The sequence below is a fragment of the Vibrio sp. MMG023 genome (genome assembly GCF_021654215.1).
Lineage (GTDB): Bacteria > Pseudomonadota > Gammaproteobacteria > Enterobacterales > Vibrionaceae > Vibrio > Vibrio jasicida.
Genome location: NZ_JAKFZP010000001.1, coordinates 899,307 through 912,965, shown reverse-complemented (window position 1 = coordinate 912,965; position 13,659 = coordinate 899,307). Strand labels below are relative to the sequence as shown.

13 protein-coding genes are annotated in these 13,659 nt (G+C 44.6%); 8 read left to right on the top strand and 5 right to left on the bottom strand.

What is annotated here, in order from left to right; translation table 11 throughout:
- Positions 1-15 precede the first annotated feature (15 nt).
- Positions 16-513, bottom strand: a complete 498-nt coding sequence (locus L1076_RS03890) for a hypothetical protein (protein ID WP_038868455.1) — start codon at positions 511-513, stop codon at positions 16-18.
- A 197-nt stretch (positions 514-710) separates the two neighbouring features.
- Here L1076_RS03890 and L1076_RS03885 point away from each other — a divergent pair, with 197 nt between their 5' ends.
- The 3 genes from L1076_RS03885 to L1076_RS03875 all read left to right on the top strand — a co-directional run bounded on the left by L1076_RS03885 (position 711) and on the right by L1076_RS03875 (position 6,313).
- The gene (locus tag L1076_RS03885; protein WP_237303175.1) at positions 711-3,071 is read left to right on the top strand and encodes an ATP-binding protein; all 2,361 of its coding nucleotides are present in this window, start codon (positions 711-713) and stop codon (positions 3,069-3,071) included.
- Positions 3,072-3,297: 226 nt separating this feature from the next.
- Positions 3,298-4,926: a methyl-accepting chemotaxis protein gene (locus L1076_RS03880; protein ID WP_054755131.1), complete on the top strand. Its 1,629-nt coding sequence runs from the start codon at positions 3,298-3,300 to the stop codon at positions 4,924-4,926.
- A gap of 406 nt (positions 4,927-5,332) precedes the next feature.
- Positions 5,333-6,313, top strand: a complete 981-nt coding sequence (locus L1076_RS03875; protein ID WP_038876351.1) for a porin — start codon at positions 5,333-5,335, stop codon at positions 6,311-6,313.
- A gap of 111 nt (positions 6,314-6,424) precedes the next feature.
- Here L1076_RS03875 and L1076_RS03870 read toward each other — a convergent pair whose 3' ends face one another.
- Positions 6,425-7,162 (bottom strand): flagellar brake protein, encoded by a 738-nt coding sequence (locus tag L1076_RS03870; RefSeq protein ID WP_227742656.1) that lies wholly within the window; start codon positions 7,160-7,162, stop codon positions 6,425-6,427.
- A gap of 150 nt (positions 7,163-7,312) precedes the next feature.
- Here L1076_RS03870 and L1076_RS03865 point away from each other — a divergent pair, with 150 nt between their 5' ends.
- Entirely contained in the window at positions 7,313-7,588 is a 276-nt protein-coding gene (locus L1076_RS03865) for a GNAT family N-acetyltransferase (RefSeq protein WP_039976821.1), read from the top strand.
- Complete coding sequence (locus L1076_RS03860) at positions 7,588-8,562, top strand: ecdysteroid 22-kinase family protein (RefSeq protein ID WP_237303275.1); 975 nt, start codon at positions 7,588-7,590, stop codon at positions 8,560-8,562. Before L1076_RS03865 ends, L1076_RS03860 begins: the two co-directional genes overlap by 1 nt.
- 96 nt (positions 8,563-8,658) lie before the next feature.
- Here L1076_RS03860 and L1076_RS03855 read toward each other — a convergent pair whose 3' ends face one another.
- On the bottom strand, positions 8,659-9,159 hold the full coding sequence (locus tag L1076_RS03855; protein WP_039976819.1) for a GNAT family N-acetyltransferase: 501 nt from the start codon (positions 9,157-9,159) through the stop codon (positions 8,659-8,661).
- 405 nt (positions 9,160-9,564) lie between these two features.
- Between L1076_RS03855 and napG the strand changes: the two genes are divergently transcribed.
- The 3 genes from napG (at position 9,565) to L1076_RS03840 (ending at position 11,645) form a co-directional block, all read left to right on the top strand.
- Positions 9,565-10,335 (top strand): ferredoxin-type protein NapG, encoded by a 771-nt coding sequence (gene napG / locus L1076_RS03850; protein ID WP_005439014.1) that lies wholly within the window; start codon positions 9,565-9,567, stop codon positions 10,333-10,335.
- Positions 10,335-11,189 carry a quinol dehydrogenase ferredoxin subunit NapH gene (gene napH / locus L1076_RS03845; protein ID WP_038876339.1) on the top strand — a complete coding sequence of 285 codons (855 nt, stop codon included), beginning with the start codon at positions 10,335-10,337 and terminating at the stop codon, positions 11,187-11,189. Before napG ends, napH begins: the two co-directional genes overlap by 1 nt.
- 204 nt (positions 11,190-11,393) lie before the next feature.
- Entirely contained in the window at positions 11,394-11,645 is a 252-nt protein-coding gene (locus tag L1076_RS03840; protein WP_038876536.1) for a hypothetical protein, read from the top strand.
- A 36-nt stretch (positions 11,646-11,681) separates the two neighbouring features.
- On the opposite strand, the gene L1076_RS03835 is transcribed toward L1076_RS03840, so the two are convergent.
- Together L1076_RS03835 and L1076_RS03830 are read right to left on the bottom strand one after the other, a co-directional pair.
- Positions 11,682-11,927, bottom strand: coding sequence for a hypothetical protein (locus tag L1076_RS03835; protein ID WP_005439002.1), 246 nt, complete (start codon positions 11,925-11,927; stop codon positions 11,682-11,684).
- Between the two features lie 834 nt (positions 11,928-12,761).
- On the bottom strand, positions 12,762-13,508 hold the full coding sequence (locus tag L1076_RS03830) for a metalloregulator ArsR/SmtB family transcription factor (RefSeq protein ID WP_039976830.1): 747 nt from the start codon (positions 13,506-13,508) through the stop codon (positions 12,762-12,764).
- Positions 13,509-13,659 lie beyond the last annotated feature (151 nt).

Below are 13,659 nucleotides of genomic sequence, written 5' to 3'. Positions count from 1 at the left end.
ATTATGCGGTACGGTTTAGTTATATAGCTGAGACGCTCCCGCTTCTGCAGAACTCATCGCTTGTAGATACAAGAACTGCTCATGAGCTCGTGTGACATGGTCTAACTCAATCATCCATTGCGCATTGCGCTGTGCAGAGCAAAATGCGGCCATGTGCGCTAACAAGTCTTCACTTTGTTTACTAAGCAATTGGCTTACACGGCCAATCAGATCATGGCTTTCGAGCTGTAAGAACTGAAATAGAGCATAGGATTGATTGAGTGCAGCGAACGCTTCTTGATGCAAGCCCAGTTTGTTTAGAATCTCTGATTGCGCGACGCTTGCATCACGCAAACCACTTATCAAACAAACGAACTGACACGGTTTGGTTTGTTCATTGTCGAGTGCGGATTGAATATGGTTAGGTAGATGATTGAGCACGTCTTCATATAGACGGTGAGCTTCAGGCCAATGTCCTTGCTCCATCAATTGCTCTGCTTTCAAATAGCGCATCCAGCATTGCTCAATATTCATGTTCATCTCCGCAAAATTCGATTTGAAGAGATATTAAATGAAAATCATTATCAATTGCAAGTGCGACTTGTTTTCATTTTGTTGCTGAGTGACTGCTCGTAAAATGTCCAAACGAACTGGTGTGGAAGATAAATCACTTAATTTTAAACAAATAATCTCTACACTGAGGTAACGACAATAAGAAAAAGGAGGCGAGTATGGCAGTACAAAGATTGGAACCTAAACAGCTGTATTCTGTAGCGGATCTAGAGAATATGCCATGTAAGTCGACCAAGGAATTGCCTCCGATTGATGAAATCGTTGGACAAGAGCGCGCTCAAAAGGCGGTCGAGTTCGCGATGTCAATCAAGGAGAAAGGGTACAACATCTACGCTATTGGTCAGAATGGTCTGGGCAAGCGCACCATGATTCTGCGCTATTTAAATCGTCATCAACATGATGAAGCGGCACTGTTTGATTGGTGCTACGTGGCGAACTTTGAAGACACACGTGTTCCCAAAGTCCTCAAGTTACCTTGCGGTATCGGTAACAAACTGAAAGCTGATATTGAAAAGTTGATGGGGAAGTTGCTGAACGCACTGCCTTTAGCATTCGATAACGAGATGTACTACAGCCGTGCCGATCGCCTAAAAAACCAATTGGCGAACAAGCAACAGCTTGAATTGGACAGCATCAGTAAAGAAGCAAAAGAAAAAGGCATTAGCTTAACGATAACGACTCAAGGTGATTACCAGTTCGTCGCGATGGATGGCGAAGAGTTGCATACCGAAGAGACGTTTGATGCTCTGAGTAAGAAAGAGCAAGAATACTTCTCCAGTAGCATTGATGCACTAGAGGTCAGTCTACGTAACATGATTCGTGAGTTGACCGAGTGGGAAGAGTCGTTCAGTGAAAAGATCAAAAAGCTCAATGATGATGTCACGCTGGATGTAATTACCCACTTCATCAAACAGTTGAAAGTGGATTATGCGGGGTACTCTGAGATCAAAACGTATCTCACTGATCTGCAAAAAGACATCGTTGAAAATGCAGATATTTTCTTGGAGCAGAGTGGAGAGCAAGGTGAGATTGCTACCGCTTCTTTAGATAAGAAGTTACCACGTCGCTACAAAGTGAATGTGTTGGTCAATCGCAGCAAGTGTGAATTTCCAATTGTAGTGGAAGAAAACCCGAACTATCACTCTCTGTTTGGCTCGATTGAAACCGCAACTTTCAAAGGCACAGTATTTACTGATTTCTCGTTAATTCGAGCGGGCAGTCTACATAAAGCCAACGGTGGCGTTCTTTTGATGGATGCACAAAAAGTACTAGAGCAGCCTTACGTCTGGGATGGTCTCAAACGAGCGTTGCGTTCGCGTCAGTTAAGTTTTACCTCGTTAGAGAAAGAGGTAACGCTAACTGGTGCGGTGTCTCTCGATCCAGAACCGATCCCTCTTGATATAAAGATAATCCTGTTTGGTGATTACCGCACTTACCAGTTGCTCCAGCATTATGATCCGGAGTTTGGTGAGTTGTTTAGAGTAACAGCAGACTTTGAAGATGAGATGAAGCGTACACCTGACTCAGAGCTGCAGTACGCGCGTTTTATCTCAAGTGTCGTGAATGACAACAACATGTTGCATTGCGATAAGAAAGCCATTGCACGCATTATCGAATACAGTTCTCGCTTATCAGGTGACCAAACGAAACTGTCACTGCACTCTGCGAATATTGCCAACTTGCTGCGTGAATCTAACTACGTGGCTCGCCAAGCGAACTCGAACATGATTCGCATCGGACACGTGGAAGAGGCGCTGAGCAATCAGGAGATGCGTGTCAGTCGCTTACAAGATAGCGTGATGGAAACCTTCGTCAATGGTACTACCTTGATTCGCACCGAAGGCATGGCTGTGGGCCAAGTGAATGCGCTCTCTGTATTAAGTACCAGTGACCACATGTTTGGTGCGCCAAACCGAATTACGGCAACGACGTGTTTCGGTGACGGTGATGTGATTGATATCGAGCGCAGTGTTGATTTGGGTGGCAGCATCCACTCTAAAGGCGTGATGATTCTGTCGGCTTACTTATCTTCTGTATTTGGCAAAACCGCTCGTGTTCCACTAACGACCACCATCACCTTCGAACAATCGTATGGTGGTGTGGACGGAGACAGTGCGAGTATGGCTGAGTTCTGTGCTGTCGTTTCTGCGTTCTCGAAACAACCAAACCGTCAGGATATTGCGATTACCGGTTCAATGAACCAGTTTGGTGAGTCACAACCTATCGGTGGTGTGAACGAGAAGATCGAAGGCTTCTACGATGTTTGTGTTATCAAAGGCCGTCACGAGGGGCAAGGGGTGATTATTCCGCGTTCAAATGTGCACAACCTTATGCTTCGTCCAGATATAGTGAAAGCAGTAGAGAAGGGGGACTTCCATATTTGGGCTATCGACCACGTAACGGAAGCAATAGAGCTATTCACAGGCAAAGCGGCTGGTGAAGCAACCGACGAAGGTACATACCCAATCGACACCATCTTCGGGTTGGCACAAGCTAAGTTGAATGCGCTTAGAAAATAAGCACTCATTGGCGTAAAAGCTGATAAAAAAGCGTACAAGTTTTCATAATTTGTCATAACGACAATATCCCGTCGCAGTTGACGGGATATTGTCACTAACGTTATGAAATTGATGACTTTTCGCTCTGGACAAAAATGTGATCTACCTCTAGTATTTGCCCCCTTGTCTATTCGTCTGGGAATAATCCCATCGCAAGGAAGCCACACGCAAATACCTGAGGTCACTCATGCAGCTATCCCTGAAAAATTTGTCGGTTCGAACGCAAATTTTGGTTCCAGTTCTATTCACCGCGATCACTTTGTTTATTGCATTGTGGATCACGCAAAACAATCTAGAAGCAGAGCAAGAATTGGTTGCTTCTAACTCCGAATCGCTCGTGTTCTATAAAGACACACTGGCTCAAATTGACGACCAAGTTTACCCACTACGTATTAGCGCGGTTTACGCGATTTATGATGCGTCTCGTCGTGATGCCTTCCTTGTTGATCTTAAAGCAGGCGCGAAAGCCATTGATATGGATATCGACAAGATTGATGCGCGTGGCACTTTTGCATCAGAAGCGGAAAAAGTACGCCAAAGCATCGATACATACATCGACTATTCAACTCGTGCGGTTGAGTTCTTCAATCGTCATGATCGTGGCTTGGTCTCTGATGGCGAATACACTAACTTTATTTCTGGTTACCGTCGTGTAGGTAATGAAATGGTTGCAACGATCAATGCGCTGTCTCAACGCGTAAACCAAATTGCAACACAAGCGACAGAAGCAAGTGCTCGTGAACACGTTCGCGTACAAAACAACGCAATGATGTCAGTGATTGCTGTTTTTGCCTTCTCCTTGCTAGGCGCGTGGTTCTTGTCAGGCATGATTGTTACGCCAATCCAAAAACTACAAGAAGTGATGCGTAAACTCGCGGGTGGTGATCTGTCAGTACGTGCAGACATTGATGGTGACAACGAGATCGCTCAGCTAAGCAAAGACGTTAACCAAACAGCGAAACAGCTTCATGATACGGTTGATCAATTGATGCGTATTAGCGAAGAAGTCGCGTCTGCTTCAACTGAACTTGCGGCGGTAATGACGCAAGCTGAAGCCAATGCGCAGCAAGAACTGGCGGAAATCGAGCAAGTGGCATCGGCGGTTAATGAGCTTGCAAGCACGGCAAACAACGTTAGCGATAATGCTACATCAGCAGATGCGACAGCTCGTGAAGCGGATGGTCTAGCGCAATCTGGCCTAACGATCTTCCAAGAGAGTGCACAAGCAAGCGAGCAAATGTCTCAAGCACTTAACGATGCGGCGCAAGTGGTTCTTCGTCTGAAAGAGCAATCGGTTCAAATCAACGACGTTATTGAAGTGATTCGTGGCGTATCTGAGCAAACTAACCTTCTAGCACTGAATGCGGCGATTGAAGCGGCACGTGCTGGTGAATCTGGTCGTGGTTTTGCTGTTGTAGCAGACGAAGTTCGTATGCTGGCAGCGCGCACTCAAGATTCAACGCAAGAAATCTCTTCTATCATTGAAGAGCTTCAAGCACAGTCTGGCCTTGCAAACGACAGTATGCAGGTGAGCTTAGAAATGCTGAACCGCAACAATGAACTAACGCAGCAAGCGAATGATGCGTTGATTGGTATTACAGAATCTGTTGCCAACATCAACGATTCAAATACGCAAGTGGCAACAGCGGCAGAAGAGCAGTCTCAGGTGACTCAAGACATCAACCGCAACGTGGTAAACATGTCTGAGCTTGTGAACCAAAACGTAGCAGGCATCAGCCAAAGCGCGAGCGCAAGTACAGAGCTTTCTCACCTCGCTGAAAAGCAAAAAGAACAGTTGAGCTTCTTCAAGCTTTAATAAAAAGCGGTAAGTGATAAACATCGACTGATCGAAAAGAATCCCTGAGCGTTGGCTTGGGGATTTTTTTACCTTTAACTCAATATTGATAAAACTAACATCATATAAATCAGATGTTTACATGAGACTATGTGTGATTTATGTCACATTTATAAATCTTTTGAGCGTGTTTTTTGCGTCAAAATTTTTTTGACACACACACATTTTCCTATCTATCCGCTAACTTGATGGTTTTGCTGTATTCATATTGCCATCTCGAATGGTGTTTTCTTCTATATATCCTGTCTATTCAACTTGTTGCGCTATAAGTCGAGGCTGCTACTATGCCGTCCGTTTTCTCGTTGGTACAGAAATGTCCTGTTTTCTGGTGAGGAAACAACTAAAAACAAAGATATGGAAAATTAAAATGAAATTGAAAACATTAGCTGTAGCAGTGGCACTGTTAGCATCTGGATCTCAAGTTGTCGCTTCAGAACTATACAACCAAGACGGTACTTCACTAAACATGGGCGGCCGTGCTGAAGCGCGTCTTTCTATGATGGATGGCAAAGCAGAAGATGCTTCTCGTATCCGTCTTAACTTCCTAGGCAAACAGGAAATCAACGACAGCCTATACGGTGTTGGTTTTTGGGAAGGTGAATTCGAAACTTCTGAAAAAGGCGCTGTCGATGAGAGCAGTGATCTTGAAACTCGCTACGCTTACGCAGGTCTTGGTGGTAAGTACGGTGAAATCACTTACGGTAAAAACGATGGTGCACTAGGTGTAATCACTGATTTTACAGATATCATGGCTTACCACGGCAATACTGCAGCATACAAACTAGCAGTGGCTGATCGTACAGACAACATGGTTTCTTACGCTGGTCAGTTCGAGCAACTAGCATTGCGTGCAAGCTACCGTTTTGCTGACCGTACTGAAGAAGCGAATGGCTTTGGTGATAACGATGAAGATGGCTTCTCTCTATCAGCAATCTACGCATTTGCTGACACTGGTTTCGAAGTTGGTGCTGGCTACGCAGATCAGAACGAAGGTGACGAGTTCATGCTAGCGGCTGCTTACACTGTTGGCAACTTCTACGTTTCTGGTCTTTACACTGGTGGTGATAACCTAGATCAAGATGCTAATGTGGCTCCTGCTTCTGGTGATGTTGACTACAAAGGTTATGAGCTAGCAGTAGCTTACACAATGGGCCAAACAGTGTTCACTTCTACGTACAACAAAGCAGAGCAAGATAACGACGACAGCGTCGATAACCTAGCGGTTGACGTAACTTACTACTTCAAGCCTAACTTCCGTGGTTACGCGTCATACAACTTCGACCTAATGGACAGCAAAGGTACTGAAGAGAAAGACGAGCTAGCACTAGGCCTACGCTACGATTTCTAAGTCGAATATGACTGAAAATATACTGCCTTATTTTTAGTTGTTTAGAACCCCTTGCCAGATGGTAAGGGGTTTTTCCATTGTAACGTTAAAATTCAGAACAGAAGCTTTGCGTTAGCCTTTCAGCTTTAGCTTGGTACCATCAAATTTTAGGTGGCTTAATAAGTTCTTAGCGTTTGCTTTGCCAAAGTCATCAAATTCCACGCCGTAACGCGCGTAATGCACCGATTTTTGCAGATTACAAATTTTCCCTTTTAATGGTGCAAGCAGACGTCCATTTCCTGGCATGGTGATATCTAACGTAATCTGATCTCCGACTTGAAGTGTTCGACTCATTGGTGAAGTTACAAAACGGCAACCACTCTTTGATAGGTCGCGTATTTCACACTCAGCTCGGTACTGTTCAAACTGAAGTCGAGAACGTAAATTTACTTCGTAACGCACTTCTTTTCTTAGTTGATACACTTGCATGGTATTTGGCAAACTCAGCACCAGTAACGGGTATGGATCACCCAAGCGGTGCTGTAATTGTGCTCGGAAAGGGATAACCGCACCTTCGCCGCGATGCGAATACGCTTTTACGTTAATCCAAAAACCTTCTTGGAAATAGAACTTCAAATCTTCATCTGAAATGTTTGGAATTTCTATCAGCGCGGTATTATTTGAATGGCAACCCATGAAGGTGCTCGTGGTGATGAACTTCGTTCCAACAGGTGTCGTCACGTTCAATGTGACTTCACTGCCGTGTTCCACCATTGCCATTGCATCGGTGCTATTTAATGTGCTCGCCTGACGTTCTGGGGCGTTTTTGTTCTGTAGAGACGCTCGACTGTCCCTGGCGCTCGCCATCATATTTCTCATTCTTATTGTCGTACCTGATTCGAGAAGGTGTTCCGCGCTATGATAATTAGTAGGAATTGACTAGATTATTGCGTTGATATCATTCTATGCAGTCATATAGATTGATTCAATAAAACAGAGGCCAAAAGTGGGAGGTAGATAATGCAGAAAGTGACACATGACACAACAAACCAGATTTTCTGGGTCGATTTAGACCAAGACCATAAAGCGAAAGTGGCTTATAAACTCGAGAATGGGGAGATGCATATTACTTCGACGCTTATTCCGGAAGAAGCTCGCGGCAAAGGTTATGGAAGCGTCATGATGGCATCGGTTCTACCTGAGATTGAAGCGCTTGACTACACTATTGTGCCCATTTGCCCATACGTGATTAAATACATGGCAACACACCCAGAATGGTCGCATTTACTCGCTTGATGGAATCAATGAATAACCCACATTATCAAAGCATCGGAGATGAACTGGAACTTGGTTTGCTTCAAGGTGTCGATGTGATCCAGTCTTTATGGGGCGGATACGGAGAGTTGGTCAGACTGACCTTTTCGCAGCGCTCTATTATCGTAAAGCATGTTCAATTACCAAAACCGTCTGAGCATCCGCGAGGCTGGAATACCGACCGCTCCCATAAACGTAAGCTGCATTCTTACCAAGTTGAAGTGAGTTGGTATCAATACTTCAGTCAAACAGTTGATGAGCGTTGCCGCATTCCTCAAGGGCTTAAATGCTTTCAGAATGAGGCGGAATGGTTGATCGTGATGGAAGATCTTACTCTGGCGGGGTACCCAAACGTAATGAAAAGTGCAGGAAAAGCCCAACTAAAAGCGTGTTTAGAATGGCTTGCTAACTTTCATGCGCGATACATTGGCGTTCATCATGATGCTTTATGGAAAACGGGAACGTATTGGCACTTAGATACGCGACCTGATGAATTGGCAGTCCTTCAAGATGCTCGGTTGAAAAAGAGGGCAAGGCTAATCGACCAAACTCTAAAACAAGCGCGATTTCAAACCTTGATTCATGGCGATGCGAAGCTAGCAAACTTCTGCTTCAATTCGCACAACTCGGCGGTTGCCGCGGTCGATTTTCAATACGTCGGTCATGGTTGTGCGATGAAAGATGTCGCGCTATTTATGAGCAGTGCTGTCGATCCTGATAAATGTGCTGAAATGGAACCTTGGGTGCTTGATACCTATTTTGTTGCGTTAAATACAGCACTGAAACATTATCAAACCGAGTTAGAACCATCTGAGGTTGAACAAGAGTGGCGACCTTTATTTGCCGTGGCTTGGGCGGATTTCCAACGCTTTGTAAAAGGATGGAGTCCAGATCATTGGAAGATTAACCCTTATACCGAAGCGCTCACCAAACGTGCCCTGGACTCTTTGGGGTAGAAATAGCGAAGAAAGAAAAATCGGCCCGAAGGTAGATATACCCAAGTATCTCGAGGTTACTTGGGTATATAAAGGCAGTTTTTAGGTCAATAGACGTTAGTTTTTCGGTTTATTGATACGGGCTAGGCTGTAAGTATTAATAAACTCACCGTCTCTAAAAGAGGCATCGACCAATTCTCCTTCTATTTCAAAACCGTGTTTCTTGTATAAGCCAATGGCAGCTTCGTTATCGGTGTTTACTTCGATTTGAATACGTCGAACATTGAGCCAGTTGTCGGCGAGCTCCGTTACGGTGCTGATCAACGCGTTGCCGACCCCTAAACCGTGAAACTCATCGTGCACACCGATTCCAAACGAGGCCGTGTGTGATGTTCTTGGGCGCTGGGAGTGATGAAAGCCAATGTTTCCGACCACCTTACCATCGATTTCTGCGACATAACTGTAAACACCTGTGGGTATGTTGGATAGTCGGTCGACCCACATCGCGAGAGATGGCTTAGGGAGTTGCAGGGTTTCACGTTGTGCTTTCGGTTGTGAATAGATTTCGACTAGTGCAGCAGCGTCTTCAACAGTGGTTGGACGTACGATGATTTCCATGCTTCTCTCCTTTGGTTTATTGGAATTAATTTCAATCTAACCAGAGAAATGCGGTTTGAATAGTGTTTTTTTAGTTTTAGGCACCAAACTACTTTTAATTGAGTATGTTACGTATTTCTAATTTTAAGTTTTCATAGTGGATTATCATTGAAAATACCAATGAGAGTGATTTTGTGTTGAATTTTTATACTGAGTAACTCTCATTTTGTGGAGAATAATGGTGAACTTTGAAATAACGAAATAAAGCCATTTTCACTAAAGTGTGAAGTCGGTATCTGCAACGAGTTGATTTTAATCAAGAGACACTTGAGTTACCTCTTATGGGGTATGGGGAGCACGCCTTTTTAGCGCTATTTATGCTTAACTTATTTAAGAGCAATTAGAGCGTGTTTGAGGAAAATAATAATGAAATCCTCTCAGTCAAAAGTCTCGCAAAGTCGACGTCGATTTTTGCGTGACACTGCCCGTACCGCCGCTGGTGTGGGTGCGGCAGCGTGTGTTCTTGGTTTGCAGTCTTTGCAGAGCCAAGCACGCGAAACTAAAGGTGTGCCTATTCGTCCGCCTGGCGCTTTGCCAGAAGGTGATTTTGAGTCTGCCTGTATTCGTTGTGGGCTGTGTGTTCAGGCGTGCCCTTATGACACTTTGAAGCTTGCGAGTCTGCTATCCCCAGTTGCAACTGGTTCACCGTACTTCACTGCGCGCGATATTCCTTGCGAAATGTGTGAAGACATCCCTTGTGTCGTGGCTTGTCCTAGCGGTGCGTTGGATCATGATCTTACCGATATAGACGATGCGAGAATGGGGACGGCTGTGCTGATCGACCACGAGACCTGTCTGAACTGGCAAGGTTTGCGTTGCGACGTTTGTTACCGTGTCTGCCCGCTAATTGATGAAGCGATAACGCTGGAGAACATTCGTAATGATAGAACGGGCTATCACGCGAAACTGATCCCGACCGTCAATTCTGATGTGTGTACGGGTTGTGGCAAATGCGAACAAGCTTGTGTGCTAGATGTGGCAGCGATCAAAGTAGTACCGACCGATCTCGCCAAAGGTAAGGTTGGTAGCCACTACAATTTTGGCTGGCAAGAAATCGACAAGCCGCTTGAAAATGTCTTACCAGCAGATAATCCAGTACCAAGTGGTGCGCTTGAGTCGCTCAAAGGAGGTCAATAATGGCCAAGAACTTAGCGCAAGATGCTGGCAAAGAAGCCATCGAAAAACTGGGATGGTGGCGTGCGCATCGTTTTCTCATTCTACGTCGATTATGCCAACTGACCATCATTGTTCTGTTTATGGCAGGGCCAACATGGGGCATTCTGCAAGGCAATTTGTCTTCCAGTATGCTGCTTAATACCGTGCCATTAAGCGATCCTTTGATTGTATTACAGTCTCTCGCCACAGGTCATATTCCAGAGTTTAACGCTTTCCTAGGTGTAGCGATTGTGTTGGTGTTTTACGCGATTCTTGCTCCGCGCGCTTTTTGTGCTTGGGTATGCCCACTCAATATCGTGACGGATTTTGCTGCGTGGCTGCGCAGAAAACTCAATCTCAAAGCGAGTTATCGTTGGTCGCCAAATATTCGCTATTGGTTAATTCCTGCATTGATGTTTGGCAGCGCGATTTCGGGCTCAGTGCTTTGGACTTGGTTAGACCCAGTAGCGGCATTGCATCGAGGCCTAGTGTTTGGCATGGGAGCAGGTTGGGTACTTATTTTGCTGGTGTTTGTTCTCGATTTATTGCTCGTAGAACATGGTTGGTGCGGACACTTGTGTCCACTGGGAGCAACGTACAGTGTGATTGGTAGCAAGAGTTTAATGCGAGTCACTGCCGTGCGCCGAGAAGACTGTACTAAGTGCATGGATTGTTTTTATGTTTGCCCCGAGCCGGAGATTTTGCGTCAACCGTTAAAAGAAGGCGACCGTCGCGTGATGGATCAAACCTGTATGAGTTGCGGGCGTTGTTTAGATGTTTGTCCTGAAAAGGTGTTTGAGTTCCAGAATCGACTGAATGTGAAGAACATTGAGTAACAAAACAAAGAGTAAGAGAACAAAGAGCGAGTTTAGCTGGCAGGCAGTCTAGTTTTGCTTAATTTTACGATGCCATCAAAATATTATTGAGCTTAATTAAGATTCATCACTGTTATAGAAATAGCGTATTCTTTTTTATTAACCACCCTTGTATCTGGGTGGTTTTTTTTGACTGTTATGACGTGAATGAAAGACTCTATTGTTATGAAAAGCCTCTTAGTTCCTCTTGTTTTACTTGGCGCTGGTTGTGTTAACCAAGCTCAACCCACTGGTCGTGAAGTTGACATCATCGTTGTTGCTCCTATGAAGTCTCAAGTCAGAGTCACTTATCAAGAGCACAATCTATTGAATACCGTTTACCTTAGTGGCGAAGCATGCCGCTTTGATATTGGGCCTACGACCATTAAAGGCGAGGGGGCTTCGGTTGAGCTAAAACCAAATGGCCAGTGTCGATAAACACTGGCCATTTTAGGAAGGAATGGAAGGTGGCGCTTAGTCCGACTTTTCGTCTTTGATAAGACCTTTTCTTTCTAGTCGCTTCTTAGGGTTAACGCGATGGTCGACGCCTAGCGCTTCTTTCGTAGTATCCGCGATCGTCTCATCAAGCGTACAACGGTTACCTACAACCTTCGTTACACCGTTAGCCAGCTTCTTAGGGCTACATTTCGGGTCGATAGGGCCAGCGTTTGCGACCACAGGAAGCAGTGACAATAACATCACTGAAAATGCGTATTTCATCTCATTAATCCTAATCTCTCAATTCGGTGCTTAATTTAGCATCGGTACTAAAAAGGATTTAGGCATTCCCAAGATTGTTCATCATCCAGATGACTATAGACGTTTAGATAGGAACAGAAAGTTGAAAGCCCTCTCTCTTCCGTGAGAAAAGGGCTTTCGATGAGGCTTTACCTCATTATCACTAGGCGTGCGGTCTGCTTGTTTAATGGAGCAGGTAGTCCATGCTGACTAGCTGACGCCAAAGCATCGAACTGCCGACCACAACCCACAAAATGGTCTTCGCGATTTTAGCGTTTCGCATGGGTACTCTCGATTATCAAAGATGAAATATTGATTGAGCCGTTTATTGGCTGATGTTCAGATGATACCTCAATGAATACTAGCCGAAGTTATCACCTTTAAAAGATATAGGACTGGAATGCCTACACACTGCATTTTTTGAAAAAAAGCCCACCCTAGGAGTGGGTGGGAAAGGCTTATGTGGAGTCACAAACTGCTACTAGCTGGAGTCGGGACAATAAGTAGCAAATCGAGTTCAACAATATCGTGTTGGTTACGGTTGCAAAAGGCATCTTGAATAAAGGGTATTTTAACGATGCTCACCACGAAGGCATTTCACTTGTTCATGGGGTATTTATGGTATTGGGTTGTACTCAACATGACGAATTGAAGGTGATTTTTACCAATATTATCAGCGTCTTATTTGTAAGGGTGGGTTGGGTTAACACCAAGTTTTGATACTGACTTGTCGCTGACAAAGTGATACCGCTCCAAATCATTTATGCAGCGGTTTTTCATCGAGGCATCAGTATGTCTTAAGCTGAGTGAAAAAGGTTATTGCTCACTTTGTTGTGCGGCTTTCAAGCGGTTCTTTTCAATATTAATGATGCCTGGATTACCGACACGCACTATTTGGAGTAGATGCTTAATCCACATAGGAAGCGAAGGGGAAAGACGATAATGGATCCATAAGCCATGGCGTGTATCTTTTAAGAATGTCGTGTCTCGTAGCAATGCTAAGTGACGAGAGACTTTTGGCTGGCTTTCGTTCAAAGCGTTTTTGAGATCGGTGACGGTTAAGTCTTGTTCATCTTCTAGCAGCATCAATATTTTGAGTCGCAACGGATCGCTCATCAGTTTAAAGAAACTACTTGGATCCACTTGTGTACGGTTTTCTTCACTGTTTACTAGTAGAAATAGACTGATGCGCTCGATCAATTCTTTGGCCGTATTTTGGAACGGTTCTGTGCCTTCGAGTGGTTTTGGATCGACTAGGTTCCAATGTAATTGGTCGATGTTTTGTTCGAAGATCACGCATTCATCTTTGGCGTTATCGCACAATGTAACCACAAAGTCATAAGACTTGTTCTCAACGTCGGCATAATCCTTCGAATGCAGTGACTCGCCAGAGATTGAATGTGCATCTAATACTTCAAACACCCTTGGGTCTACTTCGCTAGGGTGAACACCTGCACTATCAGCATGAAAGAGCGTGCCCGCCATATGGTTAAATATCGCTTCAGCAAGTTGAGATCGTGCGGAATTACCAGTGCAAAGAAACAGGACTTGTTTTTTCATAATATCGAGACAAAAAGTGTGGCTGATGCCGAAAAGAAAGACGAATGGCAATAGTATAACTCTGCACGCGTTCAACAAGAAGCTCACAACCTTTTATCTCCAGGCATAAGCTTCAATTGTTGCCGACGAAAACGGGTTTGTTTCAAAGGAAGAG